At 60.7% G+C, this 16,488-nt stretch carries 14 protein-coding genes; 5 read left to right on the top strand and 9 right to left on the bottom strand.

Annotation, left to right across the window (positions count from 1 at the left end; genetic code table 11):
- Positions 1-131 precede the first annotated feature (131 nt).
- Complete coding sequence (locus DXY03_RS10850) at positions 132-1,721, top strand: photosystem II high light acclimation radical SAM protein (protein ID WP_115010433.1); 1,590 nt, start codon at positions 132-134, stop codon at positions 1,719-1,721.
- On the opposite strand, the gene DXY03_RS10855 is transcribed toward DXY03_RS10850, so the two are convergent.
- Genes DXY03_RS10855 through DXY03_RS10865 form a run of 3 tightly spaced genes read right to left on the bottom strand, consistent with a single transcriptional unit; the run spans position 1,661 to position 4,132 of the window.
- A complete protein-coding gene (locus DXY03_RS10855) occupies positions 1,661-2,533 on the bottom strand; it encodes a CPBP family intramembrane glutamic endopeptidase (protein ID WP_115010434.1) in 873 nt (290 codons plus the stop codon). The two genes, DXY03_RS10850 and DXY03_RS10855, sit on opposite strands and share 61 nt — an antisense overlap.
- Before the next feature lie 4 nt (positions 2,534-2,537).
- Positions 2,538-2,858 (bottom strand): ATP-dependent Clp protease adapter ClpS, encoded by a 321-nt coding sequence (gene clpS, locus DXY03_RS10860; RefSeq protein ID WP_115010435.1) that lies wholly within the window; start codon positions 2,856-2,858, stop codon positions 2,538-2,540.
- Positions 2,859-2,905: 47 nt separating this feature from the next.
- On the bottom strand, positions 2,906-4,132 hold the full coding sequence (locus DXY03_RS10865) for an LL-diaminopimelate aminotransferase (RefSeq protein WP_115010547.1): 1,227 nt from the start codon (positions 4,130-4,132) through the stop codon (positions 2,906-2,908).
- 52 nt (positions 4,133-4,184) lie between these two features.
- On the opposite strand from DXY03_RS10865, the gene DXY03_RS10870 reads away from it, so the two are divergent.
- The 3 genes from DXY03_RS10870 (at position 4,185) to DXY03_RS10880 (ending at position 9,651) form a co-directional block, all read left to right on the top strand.
- Positions 4,185-6,848, top strand: a complete 2,664-nt coding sequence (locus DXY03_RS10870) for a TIGR03960 family B12-binding radical SAM protein (protein ID WP_115010436.1) — start codon at positions 4,185-4,187, stop codon at positions 6,846-6,848.
- A 257-nt stretch (positions 6,849-7,105) separates the two neighbouring features.
- Positions 7,106-9,046 carry an Rne/Rng family ribonuclease gene (locus DXY03_RS10875; RefSeq protein WP_115010437.1) on the top strand — a complete coding sequence of 647 codons (1,941 nt, stop codon included), beginning with the start codon at positions 7,106-7,108 and terminating at the stop codon, positions 9,044-9,046.
- Between the two features lie 5 nt (positions 9,047-9,051).
- Positions 9,052-9,651, top strand: coding sequence for a ribonuclease HII (locus tag DXY03_RS10880; protein ID WP_115010438.1), 600 nt, complete (start codon positions 9,052-9,054; stop codon positions 9,649-9,651).
- Here the strand turns inward: DXY03_RS10880 and DXY03_RS10885 are convergent.
- Entirely contained in the window at positions 9,598-10,194 is a 597-nt protein-coding gene (locus DXY03_RS10885; protein WP_115010439.1) for a DUF1997 domain-containing protein, read from the bottom strand. The two genes, DXY03_RS10880 and DXY03_RS10885, sit on opposite strands and share 54 nt — an antisense overlap.
- Before the next feature lie 31 nt (positions 10,195-10,225).
- On the opposite strand from DXY03_RS10885, the gene pheA reads away from it, so the two are divergent.
- Positions 10,226-11,068, top strand: coding sequence for a prephenate dehydratase (gene pheA, locus DXY03_RS10890; protein WP_115010440.1), 843 nt, complete (start codon positions 10,226-10,228; stop codon positions 11,066-11,068).
- Positions 11,069-11,071: 3 nt separating this feature from the next.
- On the opposite strand, the gene DXY03_RS10895 is transcribed toward pheA, so the two are convergent.
- The 5 genes from DXY03_RS10895 to fusA all read right to left on the bottom strand — a co-directional run bounded on the left by DXY03_RS10895 (position 11,072) and on the right by fusA (position 16,457).
- Positions 11,072-12,004, bottom strand: coding sequence for a methyltransferase domain-containing protein (locus DXY03_RS10895; protein WP_115010441.1), 933 nt, complete (start codon positions 12,002-12,004; stop codon positions 11,072-11,074).
- Complete coding sequence (locus DXY03_RS10900; RefSeq protein WP_115010442.1) at positions 12,004-12,639, bottom strand: LON peptidase substrate-binding domain-containing protein; 636 nt, start codon at positions 12,637-12,639, stop codon at positions 12,004-12,006. The genes DXY03_RS10895 and DXY03_RS10900 overlap by 1 nt, the downstream gene beginning before the upstream one ends.
- A gap of 56 nt (positions 12,640-12,695) precedes the next feature.
- Positions 12,696-13,016: a 30S ribosomal protein S10 gene (gene rpsJ / locus DXY03_RS10905; RefSeq protein WP_011363346.1), complete on the bottom strand. Its 321-nt coding sequence runs from the start codon at positions 13,014-13,016 to the stop codon at positions 12,696-12,698.
- A gap of 121 nt (positions 13,017-13,137) precedes the next feature.
- Positions 13,138-14,337: an elongation factor Tu gene (gene tuf / locus DXY03_RS10910; protein ID WP_115010443.1), complete on the bottom strand. Its 1,200-nt coding sequence runs from the start codon at positions 14,335-14,337 to the stop codon at positions 13,138-13,140.
- Positions 14,338-14,381: 44 nt separating this feature from the next.
- Positions 14,382-16,457 (bottom strand): elongation factor G, encoded by a 2,076-nt coding sequence (gene fusA, locus DXY03_RS10915; protein ID WP_114987193.1) that lies wholly within the window; start codon positions 16,455-16,457, stop codon positions 14,382-14,384.
- Between the last annotated feature and the right edge of the window lie 31 nt (positions 16,458-16,488).

A 16,488-nucleotide genomic window follows, 5' to 3' on the forward strand; every position in this document is an offset into this window, starting at 1 on the left:
AGGGCAGGAGAGCCCTGCCTGATCGGGAGTGTAAAGGAAGTTTGCGCTGTGTGTCGCTGGCTTGATGAAGTTGTTGTGAAGAGGTCCTACGCCCCTTTGGCGGCAGCGCTTGTTAGCGTCCCGAAAGCCTCATGGCAGCTGACGTGGCACCACAACAAGAACGGGTGTTGCTGGTGCGGCTGCCCTGCAATCCGATCTTTCCGATCGGGCCGATCTATCTCGCCGACCATCTGCACAAATGCTTCCCGGAGATGCCTCAGCGCATCCTGGATCTCGCTGCTCTGCCGGTGCTGGATGTCCATCGCGTGCTGGACGCCACAGTTGACCAGTTCCAGCCGACGCTGCTGGTGTTCTCGTGGAGAGACATCCAGATCTATGCGCCGGTCGATGGGCGGGGGGGCAATCCTCTTCAGAATTCATTCGAGGTTTTTTACGCCCGCAATCCTCTGAAGCGCCTGCATGGAGCCTGGGGTGGGCTTCAGTTAATGAGCAGTCATTACGGCGAGCTGCGCAGGAACCAGCGTCTGGTGCGTCAGGGCTTGAAACGTGCGCGCTGCCACCAGCCGGCGGCCAGAGCAGTGCTTGGCGGTGGAGCTGTCAGTGTGTTCTACGAGCAACTCGGTAAGTCTCTTCCCAAGGGAACAGTCGTGTCCATTGGTGAGGGGGAGCCGCTGCTCGAGAAGTTGATTCAGGGTCACTCCCTGGAAGGCGAACGATGCTTCGTGGTGGGCGAAAAGCCACGTTCAGGCCTCATCCATGAGCAGCCGGAAAGTCGGCCCAAAACCGCCTGCAATTACGACTACATCGCTTCGATCTGGCCCCAACTCGACTGGTACCTCGAAGGCGGTGACTTTTACGTAGGAGTTCAGACCAAGCGCGGCTGTCCCCACAACTGTTGTTATTGCGTTTACACGGTGGTGGAAGGCAAGCAGGTGCGCCTCAACCCCGTGGATGAGGTGGTGAAAGAGATGCGCCAGCTGTACGACCGCGGGGTTCGTGGTTTCTGGTTCACCGATGCTCAGTTCATACCCGCGCGGCGCTACATCGAAGACGCCAAGGAACTGCTGCGGGCGATCAAAGCCGAAGGGCTGACCGGCATTCGTTGGGCCGCCTACATCCGCGCCGACAATCTGGACCCCGAATTGGCTCAGCTCATGGTGGAGACGGGCATGAGCTATTTCGAGATCGGCATTACATCCGGCTCACAGGAGCTGGTCCGCAAGATGCGCATGGGCTACAACCTCCGCACCGTCCTGGAGAGTTGCCGGATGTTGGCGAATGCGGGCTTCCGGGATCACGTGTCGGTGAACTACTCCTTCAACGTGATCGATGAACGACCGGAAACGATCCGCCAGACCGTGGCTTATCACCGAGAGCTGGAGGCCATTTTTGGCGCTGATTTGGTCGAGCCAGCGATCTTTTTCATTGGTTTGCAGCCCCACACCCACCTTGAGCAGTACGGGTTTGATCAGGGTCTGATCAAGCCGGGTTACAACCCGATGAGCATGATGCCTTGGACGGCACGCAAGCTGCTCTGGAACCCCGAGCCGATGGGGAGCACCTTTGGCCGGGTGTGTCTTGAGGCCTTTGATCGCAATCCTGCGGATTTCGGTCGCACGGTGATGTCACTCCTCGAAAGGGATTACGGAGTGGCTTCGCTTCAGGACGCTCTTCGTGCTCCGGTGGAGGGCCGCAAGGCCTTGGCAACGGCTGTTCGCTGAATCAGCAGAAGGATCAGCAAACTGAGGATTCCGATGAGTCCGCCCAGAGGATTCGGGGAATGGCCTCCTGGTCCCACTAAGCACGGGGGGGCATTGGGCGATAGCTGAAGCAAGCCGTTCTGAAGCAGAAACCATCCAGCGACAAGCCCGCCATGCAGACCGATGCAGCCCCAAAGTGACCCCCGGTCTGATTGACGCTGTCTGGCCAGCACCATGCCCAGTAGAAAAAGGCCGACCAGCACACCACTCATGGCTCCGAACCCCAGGTTGAAGCGTGTGTGCACAAGGCTGAAGATGCTTGCCTGAGCTAGTGCTGCACGACGCGAGCCAATCATTTCTTGCAGTTCCGTCCAGAGCCAGCTGCGGAAAATCAATTCTTCTGCGAAGCCAACGCCGAAGCAGAGCAACACGGCATTCGTCAGCTGAGTTGCATCCACTTCGCCCCGCCAATTTCCCGAGCCATCGATCAGAACAACACTCGTGATCACCATCAGCAGCCCTGCGGCAATGAACAGACCCTTGAGAAGAGCAGCTGCTGGGGCGGGTTGTTCCTGTGGTTTGGCTCCGCGGATGCCCAGGGCCGCCCAAGGCCGTGGTTCGGACCACCGCAAGGCTGCCCATCGGGGCATCACCAGGAGGAACAGCACAAAACTCAGCACCGTTCCGGTGAGTGAGAGCTGATCCGTTGGAAGGCCAAGCAGCGTTAGCGGAACAGCGGCAAGCCAGCCCAGTGCATAGAGCAGAGGGATGAACAGAACCGTGGGCAGCCAGACTGGCTGAAGCAGAAGGAACCTGTTCAGCGGTTGCTGCATCGCTCTAGTTCTCAGGCTCGATGGAGCTGGTCAAGCCTTTGGATTTCAGCGTCTCGCAATAGAACTCAGCCGGTTCGATGTCGCAGACGATCACCAAGCCCACTCCAGTGTTGTGGGCCTCCAGCATCACGGCCATGCAGTCCTGCTCGCTGAGTTGAGGCACAACCTGCTGCAGGGTGGCCACCACGTATTCCATGGAGTTCACCGGATCGTTGTGCAGCAGCACCTTGTAGCGAGGCGAGCGCTTGCGAACCAGTTCCGGCGCTTTGTCCAGAACAGCTGCACCACCTGGTTTTTGGCTGGGAGAGTCCACCGCCATGGCCATTGATCCGAAGCGATTGAAATCTAAAGGCAATGCGAACGGGGAGCGGCTCACAGGGCTTTGATGCGGGCCATGGCCTCATCCACATTGGCCCGGCTGTTGAAGGCCGACAAGCGGAAATACCCCTCGCCAGCGGCGCCGAAACCGCTGCCGGGTGTGCCCACCACGTTGGCTTTGTTGAGCAGATGGTCGAAGAATCCCCAGGAATCCATGCCCTCAGGGGTCTTGATCCAGACGTAGGGAGCGTGTTCGCCGCCATAGACGGTGAGGCCTGCAGCACTGAGTTCGCGACGAATGATCGCGGCGTTCTCCATGTAGAAGCTCACCAAGGCCTTCACTTCGGCCTGACCGGCTTCGGAGTAAACAGCCTCAGCTCCGCGCTGAATGATGTAGCTCACACCGTTGAACTTGGTGCTCTGGCGTCGGTTCCACAGTCCCCAGAGTTCCACCGCTTCGCCGTTGGCCGCTTTGCCTTTCAGCCCTTTGGGCACCACGGTGAAGGCACAGCGGGTGCCGGTGAAGCCAGCGTTTTTGGAGAAGGAACGGAATTCGATGGCACAGTCCCGTGCTCCTTCGATCTCGAAGATGGAGTGGGGGAGTTCAGGGTCCTGGATGAAGGCCTCATAGGCAGCATCGAAGAGGATCAGTGCGCCATTGGCGCGGGCGTAGTTCACCCAGGCCTGGAGTTGTTCCCGAGTGGCGACGGCACCGGTGGGGTTGTTGGGGAAGCAGAGGTAGATCAGGTCGACCGGTTCACTGGGAAGCTGCGCTGCAAAGCCGTTGTCTGCTCTGATCGGTAGGTAGGTCAGTCCCGCGTAGTGACCGATCTCTCCGGCTTCCCCGGTGCGGCCAGCCATCACGTTGCTGTCCACGTACACCGGGTAGACGGGGTCCGTGACAGCCACCTTGTTGCCCTCGCCGAGGATGTCGAGGATGTTGCTGCTGTCGCACTTGGAGCCGTCGGAAACAAAAATTTCCTCGGCACTGATGTCGCACCCTCGGGCTTGGAAGTCGTTTTTGGCGATGGCCTCCCGCAGCCAGCCGTAGCCCTGTTCCGGGCCATAGCCATGGAAGCCTTCGGCGGTGCCCATCGCATCGATGGCGGTTTTCATGGCTTCACGGCAGGCCAGCGGCAGGGGTTCCGTGACATCACCGATGCCCAGGCGGATCAGCGCTGCCTCGGGATTGGCGCTGCTGAATGCTTTGACGCGTCGACCGATCTCAGGGAACAGGTAGCCCGCTTTGAGCTTGAGGTAGTTGCCGTTGACCTGAACCACGGAATCGGGAGCTATTTCTGCGGGCATCCTGCCGTGTCGGCAGCTCCATACGATGACCTCAGGAGTCAGGACATACGACGTGGTCGTCTCATCCCTGGATCACCCGGTTGATTTTCATGCCCTGGTGGACAGCGGCATCAACAAACCGGCCCGCTACATGGGGCATGAGTTAGGGGTTGAACCACGGGACTGGCAGACAGCGTCGGTTCGCTGGGCGCTCACCTACCCCGAGATCTATGAGGTTGGCTCCAGCAACCTGGGCCACATCATTCTCTATTCGATCCTCAATGCCCTCCCCGGGCAGTTGTGTGATCGCGCCTATCTTCCAGCGGCTGATCTGGCAGGCCGCTTGCGGGAACGCTCCCAGGCGTTGTTTGCCGTGGAAAGCCGTCGGCCTTTGCCGGCCTTCGACATCCTGGGTTTCAGTCTCAGTTACGAACTCGGCGCCACCAACATCCTTGAGATGCTGGATCTGGCGCAGGTGCCCATCCGCGCCGCTGATCGGGGCGACTTGCCCCTGAGTGATCCTGCAGCACCTCCTCTGATTTTCGCTGGTGGGCCCACCGCCACCAGCAATCCAGAGCCCTATGCCCCGTTTTTCGACTTCATCGCTCTGGGTGACGGTGAGGAGCTGTTGCCCGAAATCGGTCTGGTGGTGGCGCAAGCCAAAGCGGATGGATTGACGCGATCGCAATTGTTGCGGGATCTGGCCCAGGTTCCCGGCGTTTACGTGCCTGCGCTTTATGGAACGGGCGCCGATGGGGTCGCCCTCAAGCCGCTTCATCCTGATGTCCCGGCACGGGTTCTTCGCCGTGTGGCGACGCCAATGCCCCACTACGCCATGGGTCTCGTTCCCCATGTGGAAACGGTGCATGACCGTCTCACGGTGGAGATTCGCCGCGGTTGCACCCGGGGTTGTCGCTTCTGCCAGCCCGGAATGTTGACGCGACCGGCTCGGGATGTGGAACCCGAAGCTGTGATCGAGGCAGTGGAGACCGGCATGAAACAAACCGGCTACAGCGATTTCTCGCTGCTCTCCTTGAGCTGCAGCGACTATCTGGCGCTGCCGGCGGTGGGGGTGGAGTTGCGCAACCGCCTGGCGGATCAGAACGTCACGCTTCAACTGCCCAGCCAGCGGGTGGATCGCTTCGATGAAGACATTGCCCACATCCTTGGCGGCACGCGGAAAGCGGGTCTCACCTTCGCCCCGGAGGCCGGGACACAGCGACTCCGCGACATCGTCAACAAGGGCCTCACCGATGACGACCTGCTGCATGGCATTCGCACGGCCATGCAGAACGGCTACCGCAAGGTGAAGCTGTACTTCATGATCGGCCTCCCCGGTGAGACGGATGCCGATGTTCTCGGCATTGCCGAGACCTGCGTGATGCTCCAGCAGCGCTGCCGTGACCTGGGTCGGCTGAACCTGAACATCACGATCAGCAATTTCACGCCCAAGCCTCACACCCCTTTTCAGTGGCACAGCGTCTCCACGGCTGAGTTTGAGCGGCGCCAGGTGCTGCTCAAGGAGGCCTTCAGGCGTTTGCGCGGCGTGAAGGTGAATTTCACCGATGTGCGGCTTTCGGCCATGGAGGATTTTGTGGGCCGCAGCGATCGGCGCCTTGCCCCGGTGATCGAGGCGGCCTGGCGAGCTGGTGCCGGCATGGATGCCTGGTTCGAGTCGCTGGATCGCACCTACGCCGCCTGGACCGGAGCCATCGCGGATGCCGGCCTGGAGGGGCGTTACCGGGAGATGGAGGTGGGGGGCTGGAGTGCTGTGGCTGCGCTGGATCGGGAGGATCTGGAAGCGTTCTGTGCTCAGCCGCTCCCCTGGGATCACATCGACACCGGCATCGACAAAGCCTGGTTGGCGGACGATCTGCAACGGGCTCTGGCGGCGGCGGTTGTGCCCGACTGCTCCTTTGATGGTTGCAGCAGTTGTGGGGTCTGCGGCCCGGATCTCGGGCACAACGTGGTGGTTCCCGCTCCTGAGGTGCCAACCCAGGTGCCGACCCAGGCGCCGCCCAGTGACCGGGTGTGCCGGATCCGGGTGCAATTCGCCAAAATGGGATCGATGGCCCTGCTCAGCCATCTTGATCTGATGCGCATGCTGGAGCGGGCCCTGCGTCGCAGTGCACTTCCGATCAGCTTCACCGGTGGGTTTCATCCACTGCCGCGGGTTCAGATCGCTTTGGCACTTCCCCTCGGTGCTGAGGCCCAGAGCGAGTGGATGGATCTGGAATTCACCGAGGCCTTGGATCCCAACCACTTCCGCAAGACGCTTCAGCCGTTGCTGCCGGAGGGCATTCAGCTGCTGGCGGCAGGCGAGGTTCCCGTCAGTGGCAAAAGCCTTTCGCAAGAACTGACGGGGGCCATTTGGTGTTTTGATCTCGTGCCGCAGGAGCAGGACCCAACGTCATTGGACTGGAATGCGGCGGTGGATAAGCTCCTGCAGGCCACAACCTTGGTGTGGCACGACACCGATAAGAAGGGCCGCCCTCGGGAACGGGATTGCCGCCCCGCGTTGAAGGCGCTGCAGGTGACGGATCAGAACGCCAATGGATCCGTTCGGCTTCGCTTGGAAACGGCGGTGGATGAGATGGGTCGAAGCTTGCGCCCTGCTCAGATTCAGCAATGGCTGGCTGAGACCGTTGGTCAGCCCTTGCAGGTGCAACGCTTGGCGCGAGAGGCCCTGCTCCTCAGTGCGCAGTGCTAATTTGGCTACAGAACAGGTGTTTCGTCCATCGGGACCAACCTTGTTCCGGTCTTGTCTGATCCAACACGGATATCGAGGTCCACATCACGGCTTGCACGGCGGTCTTTTTTGGAACCCCCAAGCCTGAGTTATAGGAGTTCTTGCTCCGCAACCTTTTGGTCTTGCTGACCAGCTCAGATCTTTCCATCAACCCGTGAGGGAGAACCGGCAGGTTCCTCAACGGATTTGGCCCTCAATCGGGCTCAACCAGTCCTGTTATGCCCCAGCAAATTGTCATCGCGGAGCAGCTGCGCATCGCAGCAGTGCTAACCGATGAACGCGTTGATGAACTCATCGTCGCGCAGGGTCGTTATCAGATCGGAGATGTCTATTTAGGAACGGTAGAAAATGTTCTGCCAGGTATTGATGCCGCCTTCGTCAATATCGGTGAGAGTGAGAAAAACGGGTTCATCCATGTCACCGATCTTGGGCCGCTGCGTCTGAAGAAAGGTTCAGCAGGAATCACTGAACTTCTGGAGCCTCGCCAGAAGGTTCTGGTTCAGGTGATGAAAGAACCGACCGGTACCAAAGGCCCACGGTTGACCGGAAATCTTGCTCTGCCAGGTCGCTACCTGGTGCTTCAGCCCCATGGCCAGGGGGTCAACATCTCCCGGCGCATCAGTTCTGATGCAGAACGGAACCGGCTGCGTGCCCTTGGTGTTCTGATCAAGCCGCCTGGAGCCGGTCTGCTGATCCGTACGGAAGCCGACGGCATCAGCGAAGAGCTGTTGATTGAGGATCTGGAATCCTTGCTGCGCCAGTGGGAGGCGATTCAGCAAGCCGCTGAAACCGCTACACCGCCGGTGCTGCTCAACCGCGATGAAGACTTCATCCATCGGATTCTGCGGGACCACATGGGCCCGGATCTGGCCCGGGTAGTGGTGGACGATGCCGCCGCTGTGAACCGTGTGAGCAGCTTCCTTGGTGCCGAAGCCGGCAATGTGCTGGTGGAAGCCCACAGTGAACCCAGCGAGTTGCTGGAGCACTACAAGGTCAATGCCGCCATCCGCGATGCGCTGAAGCCGCGGGTTGATTTGCCTTCCGGTGGCTACGTGATCATCGAGCCCACCGAAGCACTCACGGTGATCGATGTGAACTCGGGCTCGTTCACACGATCGGCCAATGCGCGAGAAACCGTTCTGTGGACCAACTGTGAGGCGGCGATCGAAATTGCTCGCCAGCTCAAGCTTCGCAACATCGGTGGGGTGATCATCATCGACTTCATCGATATGGATTCCCGTCGTGATCAGCTCCAGCTGCTGGAGCATTTCACGACAGCCGTCCGTGACGACTCAGCCCGCCCGCAGATCGCACAGCTCAGCGAACTGGGCCTGGTGGAACTCACCCGCAAGCGTCAAGGGCAGAACATCTATGAACTGTTCGGTCGGGCTTGCCCCAGCTGTGGTGGTCTGGGCCATGTGGCCGTTCTTCCCGGCAAAGACCTGCTTCAACCTCTGGCAACGGCCACAGGATTGGTTCGCTCGGCGGCCTCTGCCCGCGCCGAAGTTGTTGCGCCCGGAGAGAGCGTTGGCAATGGCCGGCGGCGGCGCGGTGGTCGAGGGCGAGGCAGTCAGGATGCCGTCCTTCCTGTCGAGACGACCGATACCACTGCCCCTGAGGTGTCGACCCAAGAGGCTCAGGAGCCAGCGACTGCCCGTCGTCAGGACCCTGAATTGGTTGCCGTCCCGATGACCGACGAGCAACAGCAGCTGTTTGGTTGGCTGGGATTGAACCCTGCCCTGTTGCTGGAGGAGCCCCCTGCATCCGACAACGTCGTGGTCCGGGTTGTGCGTCCTGGCGAGGACGAGCAGGAGGTGCTTGAGGCGGCGCGTCAGCAACTGGCGGCCAGTTCCGGACGCCGCCGTCGTCGTGGCGGACGGGGTGGTCGTTCAGGGTCCCGCAACGGGGCGAGTCAGCCCACTGCAACTCCTGCCTCTGAGACGCCTGTTGTCGTCACTTCATCTGCCCCGGATGAGTCGGCTCCCCTGATGGTGGAGATCACCCCCTTGGAGGCGGTGACCAACCTGACGATCACCGAACCAGAACCGGCCCCCATCAGCGAACCGGCTGAGCCCGAGCCTGTGGCCGTGGCGGAAACAGCTGAGCCTGATGAGCCTCGCCGTCGCCGTCGCCGCTCCTCGGCTGTTGCCACGGTCTGAGTCGGATGACCGCGCAGGACTCCCTCCCCCTCGGGCGGGACGTGGCTGGTGTGGATGAAGTTGGTCGCGGTTGCCTTTTCGGTCCTGTGTTTGCGGCTGCTGTTGTGCTCGAAGGCTCAGCAGCTGAAGAGCTGTTGAAGGCAGGGCTGACAGATAGCAAAAAACTGTCAGCCAAGCGTCGGGCTGCTCTGGTTCCGGTGATCCAGTCGCTGTGTGTGGCATCCGGTCTGGGCCAGGCATCAGCGCGCGAAATTGACGCCTGCGGCATCCGCGTTGCCACGGAACGCGCCATGTTGCGGGCGCTGCAGCGATTGCCACAGCGCCCTGGGCTCGTGCTGGTGGATGGCAACCTTCCCCTTCGGCTGTGGCAGGGCCCGCAGCGCACGGTGATCGCAGGGGACAGCCGATCAGCGGCCATTGCTGCGGCGAGTGTTCTGGCCAAGGAGGCCAGGGATGCACTCATCCGGCGCTTATCGGCTCGATTCCCTGGTTACGGCCTCGAGCGCCATGCGGGCTACGGCACGGCGCAACATCGTCAGAGCTTGATGGCCTCAGGCCCCACGCCCCTGCATCGGCACACGTTCTTGAGGCGTCTGCTCGGTTGAGCCATTACCGTCGGTTTCCCGGCACCAGCTTCGGTAGTCGTCGATCAGTTGCTGGCCAACCCGGGCTTTGATGCCAATGAGGATGCCACTCAAGATTGATTCGCCCGTTGATTCCAGCACCCGTTTGGGGATCAGCTTCAGCAGCGATGGCTGGCTGACGCTCACCGAAAGATGGGCATGTCCCTGAAGTCCGTCGGGTGTGGACGTCAGCCGTGCTTCCAGGTTCAGGGCGAAGTCATCAACAATCCCCAGACCCTCCAGTTCGCAGTCGAGGGCCTGCATCACCAAGGTGTCGCCTTCCATGTGGATCTGGAGGGACACCACGGGTTTCACGTGGAGCTGGAAGACCTGCAGGCTGGTCACCACATAGCGGTAGCGCCCTGACTGCAGGCGGGTGAGCTGTTTGGCATCCAGCAGGGCCCCAAGGACGCGCTCCTCCTCCAGCAGGTAAGTGGGAAGCCGCTCTGCTCCGGTTCGGACAGGCAGATCAAGCTTTTGACTGGCTTCGAAGGCCAGGGGCATGGTCTTCACCTGACGCGGCATGATCTTATCGAGTCCATCCAGTGCGGCTTCGATGCCTACACGTCTCGCATTCCTTGGCCCAGTCGGGACCTATGGCGAGCAGGCCGCCCGGGTGTTGATCGAACAGGACGCTCTCGAGGATGTCCAGCTCGTTCCCTGCGTGGGGCTCCGATCGGTGGTGGAACAGCTGGCCGGAGGGCAGTGTGATGCAGCCGTTGTCCCGATCGAGAACTCGGTTGAAGGTGGGGTGACAGCGACCCTCGATGCGCTGTGGTCCCATCCGGAGCTCTGTATCCGCAGGGCTTTGGTGCTGCCGATTCAGCACGCTCTGCTGGGGAGTGGGCCACTCAGCAAAGTCACCGAAGTGCTCTCCCATCCGCAGGCTCTGGCCCAGTGCAGTGGCTGGTTGGCCCAGCATCTGCCCGACGCCTTGCAACTGCCCACCTCATCCACGGCTGAAGCAGCTCGCATGGTGGCGGGCAGTCCCTTCCGTGCTGCGATCGCCTCCCAGACCGCTGCCCGTGACCACGGGTTGGATCAGCTGGCGTTCCCTGTGAACGATGTTGCGGGCAATCGCACCCGTTTTCTGCTGCTGCGCCGTGGGCAGCGCAGTGAGCATGGCGATGTGGCCAGTCTGGCGTTCTCGCTGCATCGCAATGCGCCGGGGGCTCTCCTGGAGGCTTTGGCCTGTCTGGCTGAGCGGGGCCTGAACATGAGTCGGATTGAATCGCGACCGTCCAAACGGGAGCTGGGGGAATACGTGTTCTTTGTGGATGTGGATCTGCCGCCGGCTCCGTCAACGGCTCTGCAGGATCTGATCGCCCAGTTGCAGCCTCTGTGTGAGCATCTCGCCCATTTCGGTGCTTACCCCAGCAGCGATTTGAGCGGCTGTTGAGGATCAGCCCTTTCTGATCCGGAAGACGCCGAATTGCATCAGACCAGTAGCGAAGGCCCAGTGCATCAGCAGCAAGGTCGGCGTTTCTCTCAGGCCTTGCAGGACCGCTTTCGGTCCCAGGCTGAGCACCGCCCAGGGACGGCGGACGCCCTCGATGATGGAGTCAATCCATGAGGGGAGCGTGGCCTGGGTCCAGTCACCGGTGACGATCTCGCCACGGTTGTGCACGCTGTTGTCGAGGTTCTGGCGGAACCCCTTGATGCTGGCGAATTCAGGGTGGGCCCATTGGTTGAGCAGCTGACGCATCACCCAGCGTTCGGTTCGCGTCATGCCGCCGTCAGATGGATCCCGGCGGTTCCAGTCAGCCACTGCAAGCAGACCCCCCGGTCGCATCACCCGCAGCAGCTCATCGGCATAACGCTGCTTGTCTGGCATGTGGGGCCCGGCCTCCACACTCCAAACCGCATCAAAGCTCTGATCGGGCAGTTGAAGATCCAAGGCGTCCATCACCTGGAAGCGGCAGCTCAGGCCTGATGGGGTGAGTTGTGTGGCTCGTTCCACTTGGGCAGGGCTGATGCTGATGCCGAGAACGTTCAATCCATAATCCCGCGCCAGGATTCGGGCACTGCCACCGATGCCGCATCCCACATCCAGCACCCGGCTACCGGCGGGGAGTTGGTCCAGACCGCTCCATCGCACCAGCTCGTGGACGAAGGCTTCCTTGGCTTCGCGGAAGTCGCAGGAGCCGGGCGGGGTCCCGTAATGACCGAGATGGACATGCTCTCCCCAGAGCTGCTCCAGCAAGCGGTCTTCCGTCCAGGCGTCGTAGGCGGAGGCGACACTCTCCGACGATTCGTAGCGCCGGTCGCGGCGAAGCCACAGCGCAACTCCGGTGGCTCCAATGGCCCCGGCCACCACTAACAGAGATCCCAACATCACTTCAGATCCATCAACACAGTGCGGGCTGCCAGTTGGCGTCGGGTGTGATCCAACATTTCAAATTGCTGACTCAACCGTTCGTGGGTGTCGGTTAGTTCGAGAAGACTCTGTTGCTCCGAAGCGGCCTGATCAAGATGGGCGCTGATCCAGAAGGAGAGTTCCCGCGGTAGATCAGGCAGATCGTCAGGCAGTTCCACCTCTCGGTTCTGCAGTTTGCTGGTCAGCTGAACGACGTCATTCAAGGCTTCGCTCACCTTGTCCCGCAGGCTGTTGAGCTGGTCGGTGTCGGCCACGGGCTCATCCTCCAGCCAGCTCACCATCCCTGTTCGGTAAGGCGTTTCCCGCGTGATGTTGAGCAGCCGGAACCGCTGTTGGCCCAGCGAAACGATGTAGCTGCGACCGTCTTCGGTTGTTTGGTGCTGAAGCACCTCAGCGCAACAACCGATTTCGGCCATTTCGCCGTTTTCGGGGTTGATGCGAACGATGCCGAATCGTTTGTCGGTCTCCAGAACCGTCTGGAGAAGCATCCGATAACGCGATTCAAAAATGTGCAGCGGCAGGAGCTGCTGCGGGAACAACACGACGTCCGGCAGGGGGAACAGGGGAAGCTCCCTCACAGAAAAATCGGACACGAACGCCGTGTTGTAGGCAACTGAATCCTAGGAAAATGAAGTTCTGATCGAACGGATCAGAGCTTCACTTCGATGTCCACACCACTGGGGAGATCAAGCTTCATCAGGGCATCGATGGTTTTGGCCGAGGGGCTGTAGATGTCGATGATCCGACGGTGGGTGCGGGTCTCGAAGTGCTCGCGGGAGTCCTTGTCCACGTGGGGAGAGCGCAGAACGCAGTAGATCTTGCGTTTCGTGGGCAGGGGGATCGGACCGATCGCGGTTGCAGCGGTGTTATCGGCCGTTTCAATGATTTTCTCGCAAGAAAGATCGAGCATGCGGCGGTCGAACGCCTTCAGGCGGATGCGGATCTTCTGCTGAGCGATGGCAGTGGACATAGGAAGGGAGCGAAAAAGCTTCGAGATCGAAGCAGGACTTCAGTTGTCGAGGTTCTGAGAAATGTAGGAGATGGGGGGCTGAGCCCCTCCATCTCCTGCTGTGTGGTTCAGCTTGCGCTGATCACTCGATGATCTTGGAGACCACGCCAGCACCGATGGTGCGGCCGCCTTCGCGAATAGCGAAGCGCATGCCTTGCTCGATGGCGACGGGGCAGATCAGCTCACCGGTCATTTGGATGTTGTCACCAGGCATCACCATTTCCACGTTGGAACCGTCTTCCGCGGTGAAGGCAGTGATTTGGCCGGTCACGTCCGTTGTACGGATGTAGAACTGCGGGCGGTAGCCAGCGAAGAAGGGAGTGTGGCGGCCGCCTTCTTCCTTCTTGAGCACGTACACCTGACCCTCGAACTTGGTGTGAGGGGTGATGGAACCGGGCTTCACGAGCACCATGCCGCGCTCGATCTCTTCCTTCTGGATGCCGCGCAGCAGCAGACCAACGTTATCGCCAGCCATGCCCTCATCGAGCAGCTTGCGGAACATTTCCACACCGGTGACGGTGGTCTTGCGGGTGTCCTTGATGCCGACGATTTCGATCTCTTCGCCGACCTTGACGATGCCGCGCTCAATACGGCCGGTGGCCACGGTGCCGCGACCGGTGATGGAGAAGACGTCTTCCACTGCCATCAGGAAGGGCTTGTCCACTTCCCGCTCAGGCTCAGGGATGCTGGCGTCAACAGCCGCCATCAGTTCCTCGATCTTGGCTTCCCACTCAGCCTCGCCCTCGATGGCCTTCAGGCCGGAGACCTGAATCACGGGGATGTCGTCGCCGGGGAAGTCGTAGCTGGAGAGCAGTTCGCGGATCTCCATCTCCACCAGTTCGATGATCTCTTCGTCATCGACCATGTCGCACTTGTTGAGTGCAACCACCAGAGCGGGAACGCCCACCTGCTTGGCCAGAAGGATGTGCTCTTTGGTCTGGGCCATGGGGCCGTCGGTGGCGGCACACACCAGGATGGCGCCGTCCATCTGAGCGGCACCGGTGATCATGTTCTTCACATAGTCCGCGTGGCCAGGGCAGTCCACGTGGGCGTAGTGACGAGTCTCGGTCTCGTACTCAACGTGAGCGGTGTTGATGGTGATGCCGCGCTCACGCTCTTCAGGGGCGCCGTCGATGTCGGCGTAGTTCTGAACTTCAGCCTGACCCTTCTTGGCGAGCACGTTGGTGATCGCAGCGGTGAGGGTGGTCTTGCCGTGGTCAACGTGGCCGATGGTGCCGATGTTGACGTGGGGCTTGTTCCTTTCGAACTTCTCGCGTGCCATGGGTGTTTAAAGAATCGAGGGTTGGATTTGGAGGAGTTTAGAGATCAGGAATTGCCCTGATTCTTGGAAATGATGGCCTCGGCCACATTGCGAGGAACTTCGGCGTAATTGTCGAATTCCATCGAGAAAATGCCCCGGCCCTGGGTCATGGAGCGGAGCTCGGTGGCGTAACCGAACATCTCGGCAAGGGGCACCTTGGCCGAGATTTTGGACGTGCCGTCTTCGACGGACTGGCCCTCAACCTGACCTCGACGGGAGGACAGGTCGCCGATGATCGAACCGAGGAAATCCTCGGGAGCTTCGACCTCGACCTTCATCATCGGCTCAAGCAGCACAGGGTTGCACTTCTTGACGCCGTCCTTGAAGGCCATGGATCCGGCGATCTTGAACGCCATCTCCGAGGAGTCGACGTCGTGATAGGAGCCATGCACCAGGGTGCATTTCACATCGATGAGGGGGTATCCGGCGATCACACCGGATTCGCAGGTCTCCTTCATGCCCTGCTCGGCGGGCTTGATGTATTCCTTCGGAACGACACCGCCCACGATCTTGTTGACGAATTCGAAGCCGGAGCCGGGCTCGCCCGGTTCCATCTCGATCACAACGTGGCCGTACTGGCCCTTACCACCGGTCTGACGGGAGAACTTGCCCTCGCCACCTGCGGAACCACGGATGGTTTCGCGGTAGGACACCTGAGGTGCGCCGATGTTGGCTTCCACCTTGAACTCACGCAGCATGCGGTCCACCAGGATTTCCAGGTGGAGTTCGCCCATGCCGGCAATCACGGTCTGGCCGGTCTCGGAGTCGGTGTTGACGCGGAAGGTTGGGTCCTCTTCAGCCAGAGCAACCAGGGCCTTGGAAAGCTTCTCCATGTCGCCCTTGGTCTTCGGCTCAACAGCCACGGAGATCACCGGTTCAGGGATGAACAGGGTCTCGAGAACGATCGGATCGTCCTGGGTGCAGAGGGTGTCACCCGTGGTGGTGTTCTTCAGTCCGAGCACCGCACCGAGGTCGCCGGCACGCAGTGCGTCGACCTCCTCACGGTCGTCAGCCTTGAGCACCACGAGGCGGGAGATGCGCTCCTTCTCGCCTTTGGTGGAGTTGAGCACGTAGCTGCCCTTCTCGAGGATGCCGGAATACATCCGAACGAAGGTGAGCTTGCCGTAGGGATCTGCCATCACCTTGAAGGCGAGGGCGCTGAAGGGGGCGTTGTCGTCGGACGGACGCACCGCTTCGCTGCCGTCGGGGAGCACACCCTGGATGGGGGGAACGTCGACGGGGGCAGGGAGGTAGTCGATCACAGCGTCGAGCACCAGCTGCACACCTTTGTTCTTGAAGGCGGAGCCGCAGAGCATGGGCACCAGGCCGTGCTTGAGCACGCCCTCACGGATGCCTTTCTTGAGCTCGTCAACGCTGAGTTCGCCGGTTTCGAGGAACTTCTCGATCAGCGCCTCATCGGTTTCGGCGACGGTCTCCATCAAGGTGTTCCGCCATTCGGCCACCTCATCGGCCATGTCGGCCGGCACCTCGGCTTCTTCGATGTCGGTGCCGAGATCGTTCTTATAGATGTAGGCCTTGTTGGCAACGAGATCGATGATGCCGCTCAGCTCACCTTCAGCACCGATCGGAAGCTGGATCGGAACAGCGTTGGCCTTGAGGCGATCCTTGATCTGGCCGTGAACCTTGAGGAAGTCCGCACCGGTTCGGTCCATTTTGTTCACGAACACCATCCGGGGAACCGAATAGCGATCGGCCTGACGCCAGACGGTTTCCGATTGGGGCTGAACGCCACCAACGGCGCAGAAGACGGCGATCACACCATCCAGCACACGCATGGAGCGCTCCACCTCAATGGTGAAGTCCACGTGGCCAGGCGTGTCGATGATGTTGATCCGATGGTCCTGCCAGGACGTCGAAATGGCAGCTGCGGTGATCGTGATGCCACGCTCCCGTTCCTGGGCCATCCAGTCGGTCACGGCGGCGCCGTCATGCACCTCGCCGATTTTGTGAACCACACCGGAATAGAACAGGATCCGTTCTGTCGTGGTGGTTTTGCCGGCATCAATGTGAGCAGCGATACCAATATTTCTGACGCGTTCCAGGGGGAAGTCGCGGGCCACAGGAAATTCTCCGGGGGTGGGGCGTGAAAAG

The organism is Synechococcus sp. N5 (genome assembly GCF_900473925.1).
GTDB lineage: Bacteria > Cyanobacteriota > Cyanobacteriia > PCC-6307 > Cyanobiaceae > Parasynechococcus.

Excerpts from the sequence above, each read along its gene's own strand:
- clpS (WP_115010435.1), bottom strand. The coding sequence starts at position 2,858 with ATGGCCATGGCGGTGGACTCTCCCAGCCAAAAACCAGGTGGTGCAGCT.
- rpsJ (WP_011363346.1), bottom strand. The coding sequence starts at position 13,016 with ATGTCCACTGCCATCGCTCAGCAGAAGATCCGCATCCGCCTGAAGGCG.
- DXY03_RS10885 (WP_115010439.1), bottom strand. The coding sequence starts at position 10,194 with ATGCCGCGTCAGGTGAAGACCATGCCCCTGGCCTTCGAAGCCAGTCAA.
- DXY03_RS10875 (WP_115010437.1), top strand. The coding sequence starts at position 7,106 with ATGCCCCAGCAAATTGTCATCGCGGAGCAGCTGCGCATCGCAGCAGTG.
- DXY03_RS10880 (WP_115010438.1), top strand. The coding sequence starts at position 9,052 with ATGACCGCGCAGGACTCCCTCCCCCTCGGGCGGGACGTGGCTGGTGTG.
- DXY03_RS10870 (WP_115010436.1), top strand. The coding sequence starts at position 4,185 with ATGACCTCAGGAGTCAGGACATACGACGTGGTCGTCTCATCCCTGGAT.
- pheA (WP_115010440.1), top strand. The coding sequence starts at position 10,226 with ATGCCTACACGTCTCGCATTCCTTGGCCCAGTCGGGACCTATGGCGAG.
- tuf (WP_115010443.1), bottom strand. The coding sequence starts at position 14,337 with ATGGCACGCGAGAAGTTCGAAAGGAACAAGCCCCACGTCAACATCGGC.
- DXY03_RS10895 (WP_115010441.1), bottom strand. The coding sequence starts at position 12,004 with ATGTTGGGATCTCTGTTAGTGGTGGCCGGGGCCATTGGAGCCACCGGA.
- DXY03_RS10855 (WP_115010434.1), bottom strand. The coding sequence starts at position 2,533 with ATGCAGCAACCGCTGAACAGGTTCCTTCTGCTTCAGCCAGTCTGGCTG.
- DXY03_RS10850 (WP_115010433.1), top strand. The coding sequence starts at position 132 with ATGGCAGCTGACGTGGCACCACAACAAGAACGGGTGTTGCTGGTGCGG.